At 57.2% G+C, this 16,953-nt stretch carries 16 protein-coding genes; 6 read left to right on the forward strand and 10 right to left on the reverse strand.

Translation table 11 applies throughout. The features are described 5' to 3' along the window. Positions 1 to 44: 44 nt before the first annotated feature. The 4 genes from ACH3PB_RS00115 to ACH3PB_RS00130 are packed head-to-tail and all read right to left on the reverse strand — an operon-like array spanning position 45 to position 3,713. Complete coding sequence (locus tag ACH3PB_RS00115; RefSeq protein ID WP_416397439.1) at positions 45 to 662, reverse strand: DUF938 domain-containing protein; 618 nt, start codon at positions 660 to 662, stop codon at positions 45 to 47. 23 nt (positions 663 to 685) lie between these two features. Next, positions 686 to 1,972, reverse strand: a complete 1,287-nt coding sequence (locus tag ACH3PB_RS00120) for a TRAP transporter large permease (protein WP_416397440.1) — start codon at positions 1,970 to 1,972, stop codon at positions 686 to 688. After that, positions 1,972 to 2,532, reverse strand: coding sequence for a TRAP transporter small permease subunit (locus tag ACH3PB_RS00125; protein ID WP_416397441.1), 561 nt, complete (start codon positions 2,530 to 2,532; stop codon positions 1,972 to 1,974). Before ACH3PB_RS00125 ends, ACH3PB_RS00120 begins: the two co-directional genes overlap by 1 nt. A 14-nt stretch (positions 2,533 to 2,546) precedes the next feature. Beyond that, complete coding sequence (locus ACH3PB_RS00130) at positions 2,547 to 3,713, reverse strand: TRAP transporter substrate-binding protein (protein WP_416397442.1); 1,167 nt, start codon at positions 3,711 to 3,713, stop codon at positions 2,547 to 2,549. A 167-nt stretch (positions 3,714 to 3,880) separates the two neighbouring features. Between ACH3PB_RS00130 and ACH3PB_RS00135 the strand changes: the two genes are divergently transcribed. Together ACH3PB_RS00135 and ACH3PB_RS00140 are read left to right on the forward strand one after the other, a co-directional pair. Continuing rightward, positions 3,881 to 5,173 (forward strand): FAD-dependent oxidoreductase, encoded by a 1,293-nt coding sequence (locus tag ACH3PB_RS00135; protein WP_416397443.1) that lies wholly within the window; start codon positions 3,881 to 3,883, stop codon positions 5,171 to 5,173. Positions 5,174 to 5,236: 63 nt separating this feature from the next. Further along, positions 5,237 to 6,076: an SDR family oxidoreductase gene (locus ACH3PB_RS00140; RefSeq protein ID WP_416397444.1), complete on the forward strand. Its 840-nt coding sequence runs from the start codon at positions 5,237 to 5,239 to the stop codon at positions 6,074 to 6,076. Between the two features lie 48 nt (positions 6,077 to 6,124). Here the strand turns inward: ACH3PB_RS00140 and ACH3PB_RS00145 are convergent, their stop codons facing one another. Beyond that, positions 6,125 to 6,859 (reverse strand): hypothetical protein, encoded by a 735-nt coding sequence (locus ACH3PB_RS00145; RefSeq protein WP_416397445.1) that lies wholly within the window; start codon positions 6,857 to 6,859, stop codon positions 6,125 to 6,127. Positions 6,860 to 7,237: 378 nt separating this feature from the next. Between ACH3PB_RS00145 and ACH3PB_RS00150 the strand changes: the two genes are divergently transcribed. After that, positions 7,238 to 8,236 carry an ion channel gene (locus ACH3PB_RS00150; protein ID WP_416397446.1) on the forward strand — a complete coding sequence of 333 codons (999 nt, stop codon included), beginning with the start codon at positions 7,238 to 7,240 and terminating at the stop codon, positions 8,234 to 8,236. Here the strand turns inward: ACH3PB_RS00150 and ACH3PB_RS00155 are convergent. After that, positions 8,218 to 10,248, reverse strand: a complete 2,031-nt coding sequence (locus tag ACH3PB_RS00155) for a protein-L-isoaspartate(D-aspartate) O-methyltransferase (RefSeq protein WP_416397447.1) — start codon at positions 10,246 to 10,248, stop codon at positions 8,218 to 8,220. The two genes, ACH3PB_RS00150 and ACH3PB_RS00155, sit on opposite strands and share 19 nt — an antisense overlap. A gap of 189 nt (positions 10,249 to 10,437) precedes the next feature. On the opposite strand from ACH3PB_RS00155, the gene ACH3PB_RS00160 reads away from it, so the two are divergent. The 3 genes from ACH3PB_RS00160 to ACH3PB_RS00170 all read left to right on the forward strand — a co-directional run bounded on the left by ACH3PB_RS00160 (position 10,438) and on the right by ACH3PB_RS00170 (position 13,588). Then, the gene (locus tag ACH3PB_RS00160; protein ID WP_416397448.1) at positions 10,438 to 11,739 is read left to right on the forward strand and encodes a cytochrome P450; all 1,302 of its coding nucleotides are present in this window, start codon (positions 10,438 to 10,440) and stop codon (positions 11,737 to 11,739) included. An 83-nt stretch (positions 11,740 to 11,822) separates the two neighbouring features. Next, on the forward strand, positions 11,823 to 12,746 hold the full coding sequence (locus ACH3PB_RS00165; RefSeq protein ID WP_416397449.1) for a DMT family transporter: 924 nt from the start codon (positions 11,823 to 11,825) through the stop codon (positions 12,744 to 12,746). A gap of 152 nt (positions 12,747 to 12,898) precedes the next feature. Further along, the gene (locus ACH3PB_RS00170; protein ID WP_416397450.1) at positions 12,899 to 13,588 is read left to right on the forward strand and encodes an OmpA family protein; all 690 of its coding nucleotides are present in this window, start codon (positions 12,899 to 12,901) and stop codon (positions 13,586 to 13,588) included. 29 nt (positions 13,589 to 13,617) lie between these two features. Here ACH3PB_RS00170 and ACH3PB_RS00175 read toward each other — a convergent pair whose 3' ends face one another. From ACH3PB_RS00175 to serA, 4 genes are read right to left on the reverse strand one after another with little or no spacing between them, the layout of a single operon-like run. Next, positions 13,618 to 14,409, reverse strand: a complete 792-nt coding sequence (locus tag ACH3PB_RS00175; protein ID WP_416397451.1) for an ABC transporter permease — start codon at positions 14,407 to 14,409, stop codon at positions 13,618 to 13,620. Then, a complete protein-coding gene (locus ACH3PB_RS00180) occupies positions 14,406 to 15,056 on the reverse strand; it encodes an ABC transporter ATP-binding protein (RefSeq protein ID WP_416397452.1) in 651 nt (216 codons plus the stop codon). Before ACH3PB_RS00180 ends, ACH3PB_RS00175 begins: the two co-directional genes overlap by 4 nt. Before the next feature lie 8 nt (positions 15,057 to 15,064). Further along, positions 15,065 to 15,709: a DUF2878 domain-containing protein gene (locus tag ACH3PB_RS00185; protein ID WP_416399492.1), complete on the reverse strand. Its 645-nt coding sequence runs from the start codon at positions 15,707 to 15,709 to the stop codon at positions 15,065 to 15,067. 11 nt (positions 15,710 to 15,720) lie between these two features. Further along, positions 15,721 to 16,950, reverse strand: a complete 1,230-nt coding sequence (serA, locus tag ACH3PB_RS00190; protein WP_416397453.1) for a phosphoglycerate dehydrogenase — start codon at positions 16,948 to 16,950, stop codon at positions 15,721 to 15,723. Positions 16,951 to 16,953 lie beyond the last annotated feature (3 nt).

A 16,953-nucleotide genomic window follows, 5' to 3' on the forward strand; every position in this document is an offset into this window, starting at 1 on the left:
GAAATAATCGCCGGCATTTGAACTTGATAAAGTCCACTGCAGACTTAATTGAAGCTCGCGATTTTCTGGAAAACCAGGATGCGGTTGTTGGCTGGCATCTCGATTTGCTGCTGGAACCGAAGATCATTGGCCTCCGCCAGCATCTCAAGCTGCGAGATGTCGGGTATGCCCCCACAGCCCTGGGTCTTGAGCGCTGCATCGAATTCGCGGTTGCTGACGCTGTTATGCTCACCATGTTCCATAAAGGGGCCATAACAGACGAGCAGGCCCTGAGGCTTCAGCAGACTGTTGGCATTGTTGAAGAAGAAGGGTAGACGGTCGGGCAGCATGATGTGCAGGGTGTTGGCGGTAAAGACAAGATCCCAGGCATCGTGCAGCCCCGGCGTCACCATTGACTCACCGACCTCGAAGCTGATCGGCGGCAGGATGTTCTGCAGCTCGCTACGTTGGTAACGCTGCTTCAGAATGTCCAGGTTCGGCGGCTGCTCGGAGGGTTGCCACGCCCACTGAGGATGGGCAGCCGCGAAGAAGGTCGCGTGCTGCCCGGTTCCTGAGCCTATCTCGAAAATCCGCTGTGGGCGGTCCGACAGCAGTGAGGCCAGCACGTCGAGAATTGGCCGCTTGTTTCGTTCGCTCGCTTCAGAGCAGGGCAGATCATCCATGGTCAACCTTCCTAGGCGAGAAACTAGAGTCCGAACAGTTCTGGTGAGAACAGCAGCAGCATCACGACGAACATCTGAATGATGATGAACGGCATGACACCACGATAGATATCGGTCGTTCGAACCGAAGCCGGTGCAACGCCCTTGAGGTAGAACAGGGCGAAGCCAAAGGGCGGCGTGAGGAAGCTGGTCTGCAGGTTCATGGCGATCAACATGGCGAACCACACCATGCTGATGCCAAGTGCCTCGGCTACCGGCGCCAGAATGGGGACGACGATAAAGGAGATTTCGACGAAGTCGACGAAGAAACCAAGCACGAGAATGATCAGCATGCTGACGAGCAGGAAGCCCCACTTCTCGCCCGGCAGGCTGAGCATCCATTCTTCCACGATAGTGTCGCCACCTGTGTAGGTGAAGGCCATGGAAAAGGCAGTGGCGCCGAGCAGTATTGCGAAGATCATGGCGGTGATGCTCATGGTCTCCTTTGAGCTCTCCCAGATCATGCGGAAGGAAAACTGCTGGTAGACCAGCGACAGGATGATGGCACCGATGCCACCAAGCGCAGCTGATTCTGTCGGCGTCGCGATGCCAGTAAAGATGGACCCGAGCACGACGAGGATGAGGGCAAGCGGCGGCATGATGGCCATGAGCGCACTGAGATATTGCTGGGTCTTGGTCTCTGTCGAGTCAGGATCCTGAATGGCCGGTGCATGGTCAGGATTGCGCCAGCTTACGAACAGCACATACACGACGTAGCAGCCAACCAATACCACGCTCGGCCAGATGGCAGCCTGGAAGAGATCGCCCACTGGGATGCCCAGCACATCGCCAAGAATAATCAGGATGATCGATGGCGGTACGATCTGGCCCATGGTGCCTGATGCGCAGATTACGCCAGTGGCGAGCCCTTTGTCATAGCCGTACTTGAGCATGACCGGCAGTGAAATCAGGCCCATGGCGACCACACTGGCACCGACCACACCGGTCGATGCGGCCAGCAGTGCGCCAACGAGAATGGTGGCAATGGCGAGCCCGCCGCGAACGCCACCGAAGAGTTTGCCCATGGCTTCGAGCAGCTGCTCGGCCAGCTTCGTCTTCTGCAGCACCAGGCCCATGAAGATGAACAGCGGAATCGCCATGAGCAGCGTGTTCTGCATGATGCTCTGTATGCGGTAAGGCATGAAGGCGAACAGCTCAAAGCCTTCTGAAAACACACCGAAGAGCAGGGCGACACCACCAAAGGTGAACGCGACAGGAAAGCCGAGTAGCAGCAGGAACAGGGCAACGATGAACATGATCAAACCGACCATTACAGCAGCGCTCCTGACTTGGTGGACATCTTCTCGGCAGCGGGAGGCGGCGAATAGTGCGCCCGCCCGCTCATGACCAGTACAGCATGGGTAATCATACCCACGCCTGAAAGCGCCAGTAGACCTGCAGAAATCGGAATCATGCTTTTGATGATCCAGCGATGGGTCAGGCCGCCCGGATCGCCACTGGTTTCACCAATGGACCAGGCATTTTCAGTAAAGCCGACGCCGTACCAGAGTATGAGCAGGGCGAAGGGCAGCAGGAAGACAATCGAGCCGATAAGGTTGATAAGGGCCTTGGCATGCTCGCTGGCCCGCTCGTAGAACACGTCGACACGGACGTGACCGTCTGTTTGAACGGCATAGGGAATGGCGAGCAGGAAGGCTGCAGAAAACAGATGCCACTCCAGCTCCTGCATGCCTACCGAAACCGAGTCGAAGGCGTAGCGGGCACTCACGTCATAGGTTACGTTGATGAGCATCGCAATGAAGAGCACTGCGGCGAGCACGCCGCAGAAGTTGGTAATGGCCGCCAGGCCACGATCGACTTTTTCGAGCATCTGTTGTCGTGTCCTTACTGTGCGTCGGCTTCTTCCTGGCTCTTCAGGTAGGCAGAATCGGAGATTTTCGTCCAGCCTCGTGCTTTGGCCAGAAACTCAGCTTGTGATGCCTGGATTTTCTTCGCCATTGGATTGCCCTTGGCTTCTTCGTCCAGCAGTTCCTGGTTGGCCTTGCGCATGGCGTTCATGACCTCAGGCGGGAAGGTCTTGATCTTCACCTCGGGGAACTCTTCCTGAATGCTCGCCCAGCTTTCGGCGCTCTCGTAGTAGGAGTGAACGTACATGTTGTAGGCCGCCTCTCGCATCGCAATCTTGAGAATGGCCTGTAAGTCTTCCGGTAGCTTATCCATGGTCTGCTTGTTGATCAGGAACTGCAGTTCGGTCGCAGGCTCGTGCCAGCCAGTGTAATAATAAGGCGCAATTTTCTGGAAACCCATGCGGAGGTCGAGCGCAGGACCGACCCACTCGAGCGCATCTATGGTGCCGCGTTCAAGCGAGGTATACAGCTCACCGGGGGCGATGTTGGTGACGCTGACACCGAGCTTCGCCAGCACTTCACCGGCAAATCCCGGTATGCGCATCTTCAGACCCTTGAGGTCCTCGACCGTGTTGATTTCCTTCTGGAACCAGCCGCCCATCTGGTTGCTGGTGTTGCCGCCAGGGAACGAAAGCACGCCGTGTTCGTCGTAGACTTCCTGCATGAGTTTCATGCCGTCGCCGTAGTAGAACCAGGCGTACTGTTCAGGCGCGATCATGCCGAATGGCATGGTGGTGAAGTACATCGAGGTCGGAATCTTGCCTTTCCAGTAGTAGGAGGCGGAATGGCCCATATCGTACTGACCTGACTTCACCATATCGAATACGCCGAATGGTGATTTATGCTTGTTGGCCGAATCGATCTTGATGGTGAGCCGGCCACCTGACATTTTCTCAACGTTATCCGCCAGCCGCTGAGGCGTGTCACCGAAAATTGGAAAATTGGGTTGCCAGGTTTCTGCAAGCTTCAGCTCGAATTTTTCACCCGGGGCGGTCTTGGCTGCAGCGGTGTCGGAAGACGCTGATTCGGCGCTCTTGTCGTTGCAGGCCAGCAGGAAACCGAACAGCGATACGCAGGTGAGTTGTGCAACTTTGCGAGCGAGTCCACCTGGCAGTGCCGGCGCTGAGAACTGGAAATGATTCATGAGTCACGGTGCCTTATTCTTGTTGATACGACGCGGCGCTTGTGCGCATCACAACAGTATACCAGCCGCCGTGGGAGATAAAGCCTGGATTGCATAGCGCGCGAGGGCTTGCAGCCTTCTGCCAAACCCCGTTTACTGACAGCATTAATCAAACAAGGCAAGGCTGGATGAAGATAGGGATCATAGGTAGCGGCATAGCGGGCCTGAGTGCAGCGTGGTTGCTGGGACGCAGACATGAAGTGACGCTGTTCGAACGCCATGCACGACCAGGTATGGGTGCTTTCAACCTGCAATATTCCGTTGCCGGGGTGGACACCACAATCGACGTGCCGCTGCGGGCATTCAACAGCTGTTACTATCAGAACCTGATGGCGCTGTACAAAATGATCGGCGTAGAGACCAGCCATGCCGACCATTCAGCTGGCTTCGGCATGAAGGGTGCGAGGAAGGATTTCCTCAGCTATCGCTATCTTGGGTGGCGCAAGACGACCTTCCCGATGCTCGACAACCTGCGCAGTCTCAGTCTCGTCTCGTTTCTGATTGCGAAGGATATGGCTGTATTTCAGCTGACAGCACCGAGAGACCTCGCCGCTGGTCGCGCCGACAACATGACTTTGCTGGATTATCTCGAAGCTGGCGGGTATTCGAGAGCTTTTATCGATCAGGTCATGCTGCCGACATTGGCCGCAACCGGCACCTGCACTTACGAGGCCGCAGCCGGCTATCCCGCCGCACTGGTCATAGAGTTTTTCGCAAGCGGGCTCCTCTTCAATGGTATCTGGCGCGCCCGACACGGCGCTGACGATGCGATCGAGAGGTTGCTGGTGAACTGTACTGAGCTGCGCTGTAATGCGCGGGTGAATGCTGTGCGCAAGGAAGGCGAAGGGGTTCGAGTCGACTTCAGCGGCGGTTCAGCCCAGTTCGATCATGTGATTATCGCCAGCCAGGCCAATCAGGCCGTCGAACTGATCGGCACTGAGGAAGCGAAGGCCAGTGCGCTGCTGCGTACTGTACAGTATCAGTCGAGCGAGCTGGTGGTACACACCGATCCGCAGTTCGCGCCTGCGCCGGGACGCTCGTCGGCGCCGCTGCAGTTCTTGCTCGACCCTTCGGCAGACAAACCTATGGCCAGCATTCAGCTGAATCACATCTATCCGCAGCTGAAAAAGGCGCCACCGATATTTCAGACCTGGAATCCACTGGTGCAGCCCGATGACAAGCATGTACTTGGTCGCACCATATTCGAGCGGCCCGTGGTGACACTGGAGAGTCTCGCCGCGCTGCAGTCACTCGCGCGCGCGCACGAAGAGCCAGGACGTCGCATCTGGTACTGCGGGTCCTACGCGATGCCCGGTATTCCATTGCAGGAGAGCGGAGTGGAATCAGCCATGGTCATAGCCGCCAGGCTTGGTTGTCCGGCGCCTTGGCAGACGGGCGGGAATGAAGAACAGGCCGCCTGACGTGGGTTATACCGAAAGCGCCAGAACTCATAGAACTCCAAAACGATAACGGGGAGGCAAACGATGAATATAAAAGAATCTCTAAAAGACAGGACCATCATCATCACCGGCGCCAGCCGCGGCATTGGCCGTGAGATGGCCCTGCGGTTTGCTGCAGACGGCGCCAACATCGTTATCGCAGCCAAGTCTACGGAGCCGCATCCGAAACTCCCAGGCACCATCTTCACCGTGGCTGACGAAGTTCGCGAAGCCGGTGGGCAGGCCCTGGCGGTGCAGGTGGATGTGCGTGACGAGGCACAAATAAAGTCGATGGTGGATCAGGCCGTCGAGGCCTTCGGCGGTATCGATGGCCTAGTGAACAACGCCGGTGCGATCAAGCTGGCTACAGCAGAATCACTGCCACTGAAGCGCTTCGACTTGATGTACCAGATCAATACCCGCGCGGTCCTGGCCTGTGCTCAGGCTTGTCTGCCGCATCTGAAGAAGTCGCGCTGTGGTCATATCCTCAATCTGTCGCCGCCGGTAAATCTCGACCACAAGTGGTTTGAAAATTTCGGTCCCTACACCATCACCAAGTACGGTATGTCGATGCTCACGGTAAGTATGGCTGCCGAGTTCAAGCGCTATGGCATCGCCGTGAATTCGCTGTGGCCACAGACGCTGATTGCTACAGCAGCGGTGGAGTTCGAAGCAGGTGGCAAGGCTGCACTCGAGAAGGCGCGCAAGCCCGCGATCATGGCTGATGCAGCTTATGCCATCATGAGCGTCCCGCACTGCAGTCTCACCGGGCAGTGGTTGATAGACGAGACTTACCTGCGCTCTGAAGGTCGCGATAACTTCGATGACTATCGTTACGACGATAGCTATGACGGGAAGCTTATGAAGGATTTGTTCCTGGATTGAGCAAAAGCCGGCAGTGAAATTCTGCCGGCTTCTCTCGCAGCGTGTTACTCAAGACTGCTCGCTGGCGTCTCTCAGCTTCACTACAGAATTCGCGGAAATCTCCTTTTTCGAGAAGAACTCGTCATCCACCTCACCATAGACGTAGACGCGATCGCCTTGCTCAATAGGTTCGCCGTACGCTTTGTCCAGTGGATTGTACATCATCTCGGCCGTGTCGATGGTCAGGGTCTTGCCATCACTTTCGACGGTAAATTCGCGTCCGGAGACTTTCGTGACTTCGCCTCGGGTCGAGATATAGGTGCCTTCTGTCAGATCCTGGTTTTGATTCTGGCCTTGCTGCTGGTTCTGGACTTGCTGTTGATCCTGGCCCTGAGTCGATCCCTGCCTGTTGACGTCAGCCTCCACTGCGCCTACATAAGCAGGTGAGGTATCGACGACATAGTAGTAATCGCGGGTCGCGGTCAGATAAATATTGTTGGCTTCGATTTCACGATTATCGAACCATCCATCCTCGACGGTACCGCTCACGACGACTTCATCCCCGGCTTTGAGATACTGACTAACGTCAGCGCCCCAGGTCCAGCCTTCCAGTTCCACTTCGATGGTGTCGCCGCCGAAATCAAGCGTGAAGTCATCACCATCGATGCCGATGACCGTGCCGGTCAAGACAGCTGTATCACCTTCCTGGTAGCTTGACAGTGGCTTGGGATCGGCCAGGGCCTGAGTCGCGCCAAGGCCGAGCACCGCTGCAGTCATTAGAGTTTTCATGCTGTTGTACTTCATGATGTGTCCTCTCTAGTGTGAAGTTGATAATTTCCTTCTGCTGCTAAACGACGCTGCAAACATCCTGTCGCAGGACTGCTCGTGATCGTAATCAGGCAATCCTTATGCCAGGCCTGCCTGTTGCAACCTTCTCGACAAACAACGCCTGCCCGCATGAGTCACAGGTGTAAGGTTTTCAGGCGCTTTGTAAAATCTATAGTTTTGAGGCCTGCGCCCGCAGTTCTTCGCTCAGAGACCTCCGATTCGCCAAAATATTCGTACCGTGTGAAATGACAGGCTTGCCGTCAGTTGGTTAGCGGAAAACACAAAGTAGTTATCGCAGTAGGAGGCGTGCTATATGAATGACATCGACGCATTGGTCAGAGAGGTTGTGTGCCGATGGCTGATCTAATCTGTCTGGCTACAGGTGTCTTGCTGGTGCTGCTGGTCTGGTTCGACTTTATCTCTACCGCGCTTACAGCATCCGAAAGCGGACCGCTGTCGCGAAGAGTTGCTTTCGCCACCTGGCGCCTTGCGCTGACCCTGAACAAACTGGTGAAATCGCACCGGTTCCTAGGCGCGGTCGGCCCGCTGATCATTATGGTGCTGATCAACATGTGGGTATTCGCCGCCTGGCTCGGCTGGTCGCTGATCTACCTTGGTGGGGAGCCGTCAGTGCTCAACTCGATCACGAAAGTGCCCGCCGACACTTCCTCTGTCAGTTATTTCGTTGGCTTCACCCTAACGACGCTGGGAACCGGCGACTATGTCCCGGCCGATGGCTTCTGGCAGATGATGACAGTCGTTACTGCATTTAATGGACTGGCGCTGATTACGCTGTCGATTACCTACGCAATTCCTGTGGTACAGGCTGCCGCAGTCAAGCGTACCGTCGCCAGGGAAATATCGGTCATGGGTGAGACCGTAGACGAGATTGCTGCGCATTGGGCACGGCATCGCCAGTATCAGGGTGTTGAAACGTATCTGGCTACGCTGACACCACAGATTCTCGATATCGCACAGAAGCATCTCGCCTATCCGATATTGCATTACTATCACAGCCCTGAATTGCAAACGGCCTTGCCCCTCAAGCTTGCCGCACTGGATGAAGCTATCCGTGCAATTCCTGCCGAAGCATATGTGCAGAATCCCTCGCTTCGGATTGCTGAGCACAATTGTTCCAAGGCGATCGAGGTGTTTCTGTCTACCTTGAACAAGGCCTTCATCCACCCAACTGATGAGGAGCCCCCGCAGCTGCTGGCACCAGACCTCACAAAGGGTACTGCGCGTGTGGTCGGAACGCAGAGGGCGACTGAGAGCCTCGCCAAGCGCCGAAAACTGCTCAGGGCGCTTGTGCTCCAGGATGGCTGGACCTGGGATCAGATCGCGAAGGGGTAGGTGTCCGGGTAGTCAGCGATGTCCTGGGTAGCCAGCGGCGTCACCGCATGACTCTCGTCGAACCAGACATATTCATCGAACTGTTCGCCCAAGCGGGCGTTGAAATAATGGCTGGCTCGCTCGGTTCGTGGCCGGTAGATCACGCCTATGGCGCGTTCGAGCCTTTCCCGCCTGAGCAGCCGACTGAGGTTCGGAGATTTCGGTCGGCGTAGGGGCAGCACGAATCGTGGAATGCCTGTGTCGTGACACAGTCGCTCCCAGCTGTTCGCAAGTGAGGGTCGAACGGTCTTGATTTCCATCTCGTCGCCCCAGTCGTCTGCTGCTGCCACAGTGCCCGTATGAGTTCCGAAGCCGATCAGGTAGGCCTCGTTGCCGAAACGTTCGCGGCAGAGCTGGCCGACGTTGAGCTGACCACGTGCAGGCATATCTGTGCCCTTGGCATTACCGATATGAGAGTTATGTTCCCAGACCACGGCTTTGGCCTTGGGGCCGTGATGTGTCAGGAGCTCATCGAGCGTTTCGAACATGTGCGAGTCACGCAGGTTCCAGGAGTCGCTGTAGCCGCTGTACATCGTCCGGTAATAGGCTTCTGCATTGTTGATGAGACGGGCGTTCTGCACGGCATTCAGATAGAACTCCTGCTCTCTGGCTGATTCTTGGCCATGGTTCCTGAGCAGTGACAGGCGCTGTTCCAGCAGCTCCGTTAACGCTGCGGCAACCTCGTCGGCGCAATCCCTGTATCGGCTGCTGGCGGCGGCTCTGCCGTAGGCGGCAGGGTCGGGTTGCCATGGCGCCAGACAGCTGTATTGCGTCCGGGCAATCTCTGCGGCCTCGGTATCGCGGGATTCCAGGTATTCAATGACGGCATCGATCGACGTGTACAGACTATACAGATCAAGACCATAAAAGCCCGTCCGCTGCTGCTCGGTAAGTTTCTCATTGTGGTCATGCAGCCAGTCCACGAAGCTTTGTACTTCACGATTGCGCCACATCCAGGTGGGGAAGCGTGCGAAGCTCTCCCAGTCGGCCGCAGGACCATGAATGTGGCGCACATGGTTGTTGATGCGGAACGCGTCAGGCCAGTCAGCTTCTGCCGCCACGATATTGAAGCCTTTCTGGGCGATGAGAGCCTGAGTGATTCTGGCTCGCATTCGATAGAACTCGGAGGTGCCGTGGGAGGCTTCGCCAATCAGTACCACTCGGGCGTCGCCGATGCGTTCCAGTAGTGGCGCCAGATCAGCAGTGTCGATGTCGTCGAAGGGCTCGGCAGCCTCGGCGAACAGCCGCGCATCTTCAGAAAGATTGCTCGTCGTACTGCGCCGCGCCGCTGCAGCATCGCCTGCTTCAGTCCAGCCGCCTTCACCGATCAGCGGCACGAATCGTACGTCTGAGAGATGTTCTTCACGGTACTCGTCTTCAGCGACCCGGGTGACCCGCAGCAGCGCCTGATGGCCTTTGCGCTCACCTACCGGAATCACGAGCCTGCCACCAACAGCAAGCTGCTGCTTGAGGCGTTCAGGCACGACCGGGGCGCCGGCTGCCACTACGATACCGTCATAGGGGGCGTTCGACCGGCGGCCCAGTGTGCCGTCACCACAAATTACATTCACCTTGTCATATCCGGTCTGCTTCAATGTCCGGCGTGCAGCCTCCGCCAGCGAGGCATGTCTCTCGATGCTGTCCACCTCGCCGGCAATTTCTGCGAGAACAGCGGCGGCGTAACCGGATCCGGTGCCGATTTCGAGCACCCGTTCGCCCCCATTGAGCTCCAGTGCCTCGGTCATGAGCGCAACGATATAGGGTTGTGAGATGGTCTGGCCTTCTGCAATCGGCAGCGGCGCATCGTCATACGCCCGTGTCGCGAGTGAGTCGGGTATGAATTTCTCACGGGGAACCTTACGCATGGCTTCGAGAACCAGTGCTGAGCGCACACCCCTGGCGGCGATCTGTTTGTTGACCATCGATCTACGACGCTCCGCCAGTTTGGTGCTGTCCTTCGCAAAGATAACCATATGGATGCTCCTTCGTCGGGTTAGGTCAAGTTCAATCGGTGGTCAAAAGCGATGCAGAGCTCGTGCCACTGTTTTCAGTGATTTTTTTCGACTACATCGCTGCTCAGCCTCGTACGACTCCTGAGTAAACAGCGCGGCTGCACTGTGCAAGCTGGCGCGCCTTTTAACCTGAAGACATTGGAGGTCTCCATGGCCAACTTACCCAAAGACCCTGCACTGGACAGCACTCTGGCCATCCTCAAGGACGGCTATAGCTTTATCCAGAAGCGTCGCCGTCGCTTCAATAGTGATCTGTTCCAGATTCGGCTGATGTTACAGCCCACGATTTGTATCGGTGGCGAAGAAGCGGCCGAGGTCTTTTATGAGCCAGAGCGTTTCACCCGCAAGGGGGCGCTGCCAAAGCCTATACTCTGGTCGCTGCAGGACGAGGGCAGTGTGGCGGTACTCGATGCCGCTGAGCACCATCGGCGTAAGCAGATGTTCATGTCGATGATGAATCCCGCTTCAATCGCAAAGCTGGTCGATCTGTTCGAAAGCGCGTGGCGCGAGGCGCTGCCGCACTGGTGCGGCGACAAGTCAATAGCTCTGCTGGATGTCGCCAACGGCGTTCTATGTCAGGCAGTTTGCCGGTGGAGCGGCCTTGTCCTCAACAAAGAGACGCTGGATAGTCGTACTACAGAACTTGCTGCCATGATTGATGGGGCCGGAACCCCGGGTCCCCGTAACTGGCGAGGACTCTGGCTTCGTCGCCGCACAGAGAAGTGGGCGAGATCTGTCATTGCCCAGGTACGAAGAGGCGATCTGGAGGTCGCACCAGACACACCGTTAAGCATCATCGCCTTTCACGAGGATGATCAGGGCGCACGTCTTAGCGAGACGATAGCGGCTGTCGAATGGCTCAATATCCTTCGCCCCACGGTGGCCATTGGGCGCTACATCATGTTCGCTGGCCATGCGCTGCATGTGCACAAACCGGATCGGCAGCGTCTGCTGGACGACGACAACTACCTGACCTCATTCGTGCAGGAGGTGCGTCGTTACTATCCCTTTTTCCCGTTCACCGGCGGATTTGTCAGGCAGCCATTCGAATGGCGCGGGCACAAGTTTGCAAAAGGTGATCGGGTGCTGCTCGATCTTTATGGCACTAACCGTGAGGAAACCATCTGGAAGAATGCGGAGCAGTTCGAGGCTGGTCGTTTCCTGGACGCCGAAATCACGCCGTTCAATCTGATCCCGCAAGGTGGCGGCGCCTTTGATACCAACCACCGCTGCGCCGGTGAGTGGATTACCATCGAGTTGCTGAAAAAGGCAAGCCGACTATTGGTCGGCGCGATGAGCTACGAAGTGCCGGAGCAGGATCTTTCTATCGACCTCTCCAGGATGCCTGCTCAGCCCCCTGAAGGCTTCGTGATCGCTCAGGTGAGGCCTTCCACGCAGACCTCTGCACCGAAAGCTGCGACGAGACGAAAGCCGGCAACTGCTGAACGCTGAAAACAACACTCTGCCGTGGTTGAAGCGGCAGGCATAAGCCTCTAGTCTAGCTTTACTTTGTAAAGTTAACGCTGGATCTGAATATGCCGGGTAAGACAGTCAACAGTGCAATCGTGCTGCTGGTCATCGGGAATGCGCTGGCCCTGGTCAGCGACGTTGTGATCAAACTGCTGGGCCAGGATGTACCGGTGCTGCAGTTTGTATTCCTGCGCTGCCTGTGCACGGTGCTGATGTTGCTACCGTTCTATCGGATGATCGATATGAAGGCGCCGTTCGCAGGTCTTGGCTACCATGCCCTGCGTGCTCACATCGGTATCATTGGCATTGGTGCAATGGTCATGGCGCTGGCGACGCTGCCGCTGGCTACCGCCAATGCCGTGTTTTATGCAGCTCCCTTGATTGTGGTCGTGTTGTCTGTCCTGATATTCCGGGAGCGCCTGACCTGGCTGAGCGTGGCGGCCGTCGTCAGTGGCTTTGCAGGCATTCTGCTTATCCTTCGTCCGGTTGAAATCGGTTGGGGGGCGCTTGGTGCATTGGTCACAGCGTTCTCGCTGGCTTTCAATGCCTTGCTCGTTCGCAAGTTGCCAAAGAACCAGACCATGGTGCACTCGGTCGCACTGAATTATGTGCTCTGTCTGCCTGTGGCGGGTGCACTGGCACTCATTGAGGGTCGGGACTGGAGCTGGAGCCTGGTGCTCAGTGCTGGCGCCTCATCATTCTTCATTCTGGGTTACAACTTTGCCGTACTATTGGCCTATCGTCATGTCGCGGCCAATCAGGTCACCAGCGCCGAATACACCGGACTCATCTGGGCCGTCCTGATAGGCTGGATCTGGTTCAATGAGGTGCCGGACCTCTGGTTCCTGGCTGGTTCATTGATGATCGTGGTGCCGCTGCTCGCGCTTGGCTTGAAGAACAGGCAGGCGTCCGCTGGCCGCAGCATCGCCCGACGCAATGAGAGTCCCGAGCCCGAAGCAGTGGTGGAAACTCCCGCGGAATTGCGTTGACCCGCCCGATCTGATCCAGCAGTGCAATGCAGCAGTATCCGTTTTTATACCTTCATCTGACTGGACGAGGTTGCAGCAGGCGCAGGCCTGCTACACTCAGGACAGTCTTGCCGTATTTACCTGTCGGCGTAGTGTGAATAGAGGAAAAAAGAATGACGACACTGATAACCCGCTTCAACAGAACCCTGCTGGCCACCGGTCTCTCTGCAGGATTGCTCGTGACCGCAGGCTGTATGACCTACGATCCATATACGGGTGAGGAGAAGACTTCCAACGCGACCAAGGGTGCTGTGATCGGTGCTATTGGTGGCGCAGCCGTGGGCGCTGCAGCCAACAAGAAAGACCGCAAGAAAGGCGCGCTCATCGGTGCGGCTGCTGGTGGTGCCACAGGTGGCGGTATTGGCTACTACATGGATCGCCAGGAATCCGAACTGCGTCGCCAGCTCGAAGGCACCGGTGTGCGGGTAGAGCGAGTTGGTAACCTCATCACGTTGGTGATGCCCGGTAACATTACTTTTGACACCGATCGCGATGCCGTGAAGTCGTCTTTCTACGAGACACTGAAATCTGTTGCCATCGTACTCGAAGAGTTCGATGAAACGACCATACAGGTGGCAGGTCACACCGATTCCACAGGCGCTGCTGAGTACAACCAGAGCCTGAGTCAGCGCAGGGCCGACAGCGTCGGTTCCTACCTGGTCTCCCAGGGCGTGGCATCAGGTCGGGTGCAGACCAAGGGCTACGGCCAGCGTGATCCGATCGCCAGCAACGACACATCGACCGGCCGCGCGGCAAACCGTCGTGTCGAACTGAAACTGGTTCCGACTGCTGACGCAGGCTAGTCGGCCGGAGGTCATGCTCGGTCGACTGGCTAAGCCAGTCTGTCGAGCCTGAGCCGATCACGCTCATCGAACAGACGCCAGACCGTCAGTCTGGTGGCCAGCCAGGCGCCCATCGCGGCGCCTGCCACAATTAATAGAAAAATCAGTATCTGATACCGCACCGCGGTTTCCGGACCGGCGCCTGCCAGTATCTGGCCTGTCATCATGCCCGGTAGGCTCACAATCCCCGCTGCAGCCATACCGTTGATCGAAGGCATCATGCCGCTATGCATGGCCTGCCTCACTAGCGGGGCAATTGCCGCTTTTCTGCTTGCCCCCAGCATCAGTTGGGCCTCTATGGCCGTTCGCGAAAGCCGCGCAGAATCCACCAGTCTATCCATGCTTAGTGAGACACTATTCAAGGTATTGCCGAGAATCATGCCTAGCAGTGGTATGGCGTATTGCGGGGTATACCAGGGGGCCGGTTGGACCAGTGCCAGCAAGGCCAGCAGAATGAGCAGTGTAGAGGTGCTCGTCATGGCGAATATGCTGATCGATAGCGTCCAGCCCTGCGCGAGCTTCGTCTGCTGGCGGGCGGCTACTTCTCGGCCAGCAAGCAGCATCATGACAACGCTGATGAGCACCGTCGACCACAGCGAGGCATGCTCAAAAACCGTCTTCAATACAATGGCAATGAGGCTGAGCTGCAGGATGAGCCTGACCATGCCGATCACAAGGCCTTTGGCGAGATCTGGCGAGTGACGAAGATTCAACAAAGCCAGCGCCAGTACCAGTGCCGAACAGATGGCAAGATCAGTCGTACTGATCGCTTCGAGTCTCATGATGTCGAAGTCCTCATTTCGCCGCTGGACCCAATTTCCCAATGTTGAGTAAAGCCGAGGGCAGTCGGGGGTTCTGCGTGAGATACGAACAGCAGGGCACGGTCGTTCAGGCCATCGTGTGCCAGGAAGTCAACCAGCAGATCGATCACCTGAGCGGCCGAGTCGGCATCGAGATTGGCGGTGGGTTCGTCCAGCAGCACTACATCGGGTTCGAGGGCGAGCGCGCGAATGAGCGCGAGACGCTGCTTTTGACCGCTGGAGAGACGCTCGACCGGCCAGCTCAGTACATCATCCGGTAGGCCCACCCGACGCGATCTCGCTTTGACCTGATGCATGAGCGTCGCAGCATCCGCACTGGCGTGCGCAGGAATATGGTCGACAACCTTGAGCGCCCACCACATGCTTTCTGCCGGTATGTAGACGACTCTTCGGCGCCAGGCTTCTGGTCGGAAACTGCTGGCTCGCTGGCCCTGCAGTGTGCAGTAGCCAGCGTGGGGGTCAAGATCTGCGATTGCCCTGAGCAGACGGGTCTTGCCGATACCGGATGGGCCTGTGATGAGCACTCTGTCGTTGGTACTGACCTGAGCCGATATCGGCTGCAGTGGTGCAGTGGATAACTGATGCAGCGTAAGCAGGTCCGGCTGCACAGCAGTGCTCACTGAGGGGGTGGGGCGGGTTTGTCAGAATCTACAGCCACTGACGCCCGGCTTTTGTCCTGGCTCATGCCACTGTCGCCCTGGGCTCGTCGCTTGAGAACATCGGTGAACCAGGCAAAGGCCGGAGTGATAAAGGCCCACGGCAAGGCGTAGCTGACGGCGGCTGGCCACCAGCCTGAGGGCATGGTGAGCGCGCCGATTCGCTCAGCGGCCGTGATCGATAGCACGCTGCCGACGGCACCGAGCACAGCGGCAAGGCCATAGCGGCCACGCAACCAGTACAGGCAGTGGTTAAAGCTCATGGCAAAGCCGACCCACAGGCAGACGATCCAGACCGGCGGATAAATGTACGGGGGTTGTAGCGCGTAGAGCAGCAGGTCTGCGCCCATCCAGATGGGTTCGAAAGTGAACGCGACCAGTAGGCCGACAAAGGCCATGCGAAGGTCCTGCGCCAGCGAACCGCCGAAGGCCTTACTCCAGATGAACATCGCAATCAGCACGGCAACTGCCCAGGCGTTGCTGCCGTAGTAGGCACCTACGATAGCAGCTGGCCAGAGCAGTTCAAACAGGCCTGCATTGCCCCAGAACCTGAATTTCTGTTGTTTCTCGGGACTCAGAAGACCTCCTGGACTGATGGCTGTCAGATGCGGTTCGTCTAGAACAGCACCCGGCTCTTGATCGTGCCCTTGACCGACTTCAGCTTCTGCATCGCGAGGTCGGAGTAGGCCTTGTCGACATCAATGACTACGTAGCCAAGTCGCTCGTTGGTCTGCAGGTACTGCGCACAGATGTTGATATCGTTTTCGGAGAACACCGCGTTGATCTCGGACATGACGCCCGGCACGTTGTGGTGAATATGCAGCAGCCTGTGATTGTTCGGATGCGCAGGCAGTGAAACCTCGGGGAAATTGACCGAGGTGACGGTCATGCCGGTATCGCTGTAACGGGCAAGCTTCTCACCAACTTCGCGGCCGATGTTTTCCTGCGCTTCCATGGTGCTGCCGCCGACGTGCGGGGTCAGTATCACGTTGTCGAACTCACGCAGTGGCGATACGAACTCGTCGTCATTGCCACGTGGTTCGACTGGGAACACGTCGATCGCGGCGCCCAGAAGCTTGCCGCTACGCAGCACGTCAGCCAGCGCATCGATGTCTACAACTGTGCCACGCGAGGCGTTGATGAAGATGCTCTTGTCTTTCATCTGCGCGAACTGCTCCGCGGCAAACATGTTCTTGGTGGCCGCTGTTTCCGGCACATGCAGGGTGACGATGTCGCTGGTCGCCAGTAAATCTTCGAGCGACTCGACCTGGGTCGCGTTACCCAGTGACAGCTTGGTCACGATATCGTGATAGATCACTCGCATGCCCAGGTTCTCGGCCAGTATGCTGAGCTGGGTGCCGATCGAGCCGTAGCCGACGATGCCCATGGTCTTACCACGGATTTCGTAGCTATCCTTCGCTGTTTTCAGCCAGCCACCGCGATGGCAGGAGGCATTCTTCTCCGGCACGCCCCTGAGCAGCAGGATCGCTTCGGCCAGAACCAGTTCGGCCACGCTGCGCGTATTGGAGTAGGGTGCATTGAAGACTGCAATCCCGCGTTCCATTGCCGCCATCAGGTCTACCTGATTGGTACCGATGCAGAAGCAACCGATGCCGATCAGCTTGCTTGCCACTTCCAGTACTTCTTCAGTCAACTGGGTGCGTGAGCGGATGCCGACAAAGTGTGCGTCAGCGATGGCGGCCTTCAGATCGTCGTCATTCAGTGCCTTGGCGTGATGCTCGATGTTGTCATAACCCGCAGCATGCAAGGTATCGATGGCCGACTGATGGATGCCTTCGAGCAGTAAGATTTTGATTTTGCTTTTATCAAGGGACGTGCGAGTCATGGG

The sequence above is a fragment of the Allohahella sp. A8 genome (assembly GCF_047946665.1).
Classification (GTDB): Bacteria; Pseudomonadota; Gammaproteobacteria; order Pseudomonadales; family Oleiphilaceae; genus Allohahella.